Consider the following 2,714-nt stretch of genomic DNA (forward strand, 5'->3'; position numbering starts at 1 on the left):
AACCAGTGACCCTCGCCTTGTAAGGGCGATGCTCTCCCAACTGAGCTAATCACCCACATATAATAGGTATGTCTGTTATTTAATTCTTTATTATCAATTAACCGCTTGATGTTATTTGGTGGGTGATACTGGACTTGAACCAGTGACCCTCGCCTTGTAAGGGCGATGCTCTCCCAACTGAGCTAATCACCCAAATTACATTTTAATATGCACCATTCTAGGAATGGTGGGTCGTACTGGACTTGAACCAGTGACCCTCGCCTTGTAAGGGCGATGCTCTCCCAACTGAGCTAACGACCCATATTAAATTTTAAAACGCGACTATTGATATAATAATAGGTTTATATGTGGTGGGTGATACTGGACTTGAACCAGTGACCCTCGCCTTGTAAGGGCGATGCTCTCCCAACTGAGCTAATCACCCACATATAAATTAAAACGCTACTATTAAAATAAATAGTACTGGACTTTAACCAGTGAACCTCGCCGTTACTTGTAAATAGCGGTGATGCTCTCTTTTTTCTAACTGAGCCAACGACCCATTTAGATTTTCTTGTAATATGCACCATTTAAAAAATGGTGGGTCGTACTGGACTTGAACCAGTGACCCTCGCCTTGTAAGGGCGATGCTCTCCCAACTGAGCTAACGACCCATATTACAATTTTAAAACACGACTATTAATATAGTAATAGGTTTTATATGTGGTGGGTGATACTGGACTTGAACCAGTGACCCTCGCCTTGTAAGGGCGATGCTCTCCCAACTGAGCTAATCACCCACATATAATTTAAAACGCTACTATTAAATAAATAGTACTGGACTTTAACCAGTGAACTTTGCCGTTACTTGTTAGTAGCGGTAATGCTCTCTATTTTCTAACTGAGCTTATGACCCATATAGAATTTAGATGTGAACACTTTAACTAAAAAGTGGTGGGTGATACTGGACTTGAACCAGTGACCCTCGCCTTGTAAGGGCGATGCTCTCCCAACTGAGCTAATCACCCACATCTAAACAACATTGCATTGCTGCGTTGTTGTGGGGCGCTATTATAGATAGAGTTGGAAATGTGTCAACACTTGAATGATAAAAATGTGCTGAATGAAGGTTTTATAAACAATAGGATATGGTTGAAGTCTATTTTATCGTCAAATTTGATATTGCAGTTCAATTAAGCACCTAAAAGTGAGTAGGGAATTGTATTTTATTAACCTTAAATTTAGTTTTACGATACTCATTGTTTTTTTACTGGAGTCGTTTTTATGATTATGAGCAAGATCGATTAATATTAGGGCGAGTTATTTAGTGAATAGAGTGGTCCTTTAAAAATGAATTTAATCTAAACTTCCCAAAATAAATGCTATTTCAGCATTCTAAACTCTATTTTTGTACTTACTTTATTTTTATAAGCCAACCTAGCCATCTCGTAAATACGTATTCCTCGCTACTAGCTTCGGGTTAAGACTAAATAGATCACATATAACTAGGGCGTGTTGACCTTTGTGGATTCAAATTTGTTCAATCTAGGGACGATTAAATCGCGGCGCGAGGTTTGTAACCTAGTGGGCCAAGTAAAAGCCGAGCAAAGCTTCCGCTTCACCCACCAAAGATCAACGCGCCTTGAAGTTTTATACATAGAATTACGAAGCAACAGTGCTCTTTTAAAAATGCTCTTCAAACAATAATCGAATTTTTTAGTACGAGTTACGCTGGTTATTAAGCAAGTAAAGGCTGCGGGTACTCTCAAACCCACATTTAAGTTTTGGTTATTATAAGCAATTGTAACTTTTAAAAGATTAAGGCGATTGGCGGGGCCTTAATTGGTAGTTTATAGATAAGTTTAATTTGCATATAAATGTATACCTTTGCTTTGATGCAATTTTGTTTCATTAAATGGGGGAGTGGGGGCTATTGACTATTCGCTGCAATATAGTGATGTTATTATAAGCAGTAGGGCTTGAATCTTATTCAAATTGTATTTTTTAGCACGCTTGATAGCCAGTTTGTTGAAAATTAAACCATTTAAATAAAGCTAGGTAAAAAACTGTTGACTTTATTTTGGGTGGTGCATAGAATGCGCCCCGCACTAAGCGATACACGATGTGTTTATCACGGTGGGTATTGATTAAGTTGGGGCCATAGCTCAGCTGGGAGAGCGCTTCGCTGGCAGTGAAGAGGTCTGCGGTTCGATCCCGCATGGCTCCACCAAAAATTAGTGTTTTGTCCTAGGGTAGCAGTTTTCTGTGTCCCCATCGTCTAGAGGCCTAGGACACCGCCCTTTCACGGCGGTAACAGGGGTTCGAATCCCCTTGGGGACGCCACTTAACTTTTATTAGTTAAAGGCGGTTTTACCGAGAAAATAGCGTCACAATTAAAGCTCGAGTCTTTACTTGTATTAAACGCAATTACCTTAAAGCTCATGATGTGAGTTAAACTTATCAACTGTCCTAGTGACACATTTATGTGTCCCCATCGTCTAGAGGCCTAGGACACCGCCCTTTCACGGCGGTAACAGGGGTTCGAATCCCCTTGGGGACGCCACTTACTTATTTTTAATAGGGAAGTGTAGTGTTATTAAGAAAGCTCGTCTGAAACGAGTCTAAAAATTCAGTTGTCCTAGTGACACATTTATGTGTCCCCATCGTCTAGAGGCCTAGGACACCGCCCTTTCACGGCGGTAACAGGGGTTCGAATCCCCTTGGGGACGCCACTT

Annotated in this window: 10 tRNA genes; 4 read left to right on the top strand and 6 right to left on the bottom strand. The window is 40.6% G+C overall.

Annotated features, from left to right (window positions below):
• Positions 1–116: 116 nt before the first annotated feature.
• The 6 genes from H5159_RS19395 to H5159_RS19420 form a co-directional block, all read right to left on the bottom strand.
• Positions 117–192: transfer RNA gene (locus tag H5159_RS19395), tRNA-Val, on the bottom strand.
• Positions 193–224: 32 nt separating this feature from the next.
• Positions 225–300: transfer RNA gene (locus tag H5159_RS19400), tRNA-Val, on the bottom strand.
• A gap of 48 nt (positions 301–348) precedes the next feature.
• Positions 349–424: transfer RNA gene (locus H5159_RS19405), tRNA-Val, on the bottom strand.
• Positions 425–577: 153 nt separating this feature from the next.
• Positions 578–653: transfer RNA gene (locus H5159_RS19410), tRNA-Val, on the bottom strand.
• A gap of 50 nt (positions 654–703) precedes the next feature.
• Positions 704–779 (bottom strand) — tRNA-Val (locus tag H5159_RS19415).
• A 152-nt stretch (positions 780–931) separates the two neighbouring features.
• A tRNA-Val gene (locus tag H5159_RS19420) sits at positions 932–1,007 on the bottom strand.
• A gap of 1,126 nt (positions 1,008–2,133) precedes the next feature.
• Between H5159_RS19420 and H5159_RS19425 the strand changes: the two genes are divergently transcribed.
• From H5159_RS19425 to H5159_RS19440, 4 genes are all read left to right on the top strand, one after another.
• Positions 2,134–2,209 (top strand) — tRNA-Ala (locus H5159_RS19425).
• A 37-nt stretch (positions 2,210–2,246) separates the two neighbouring features.
• Positions 2,247–2,322, top strand: a tRNA-Glu gene (locus H5159_RS19430).
• A gap of 144 nt (positions 2,323–2,466) precedes the next feature.
• Positions 2,467–2,542: transfer RNA gene (locus H5159_RS19435), tRNA-Glu, on the top strand.
• A gap of 93 nt (positions 2,543–2,635) precedes the next feature.
• Positions 2,636–2,711: transfer RNA gene (locus H5159_RS19440), tRNA-Glu, on the top strand.
• Positions 2,712–2,714: the final 3 nt, after the last annotated feature.

It is taken from the genome of Pseudoalteromonas sp. SG43-1 (assembly GCF_014164415.1).
Lineage (GTDB): Bacteria > Pseudomonadota > Gammaproteobacteria > Enterobacterales > Alteromonadaceae > Pseudoalteromonas > Pseudoalteromonas distincta.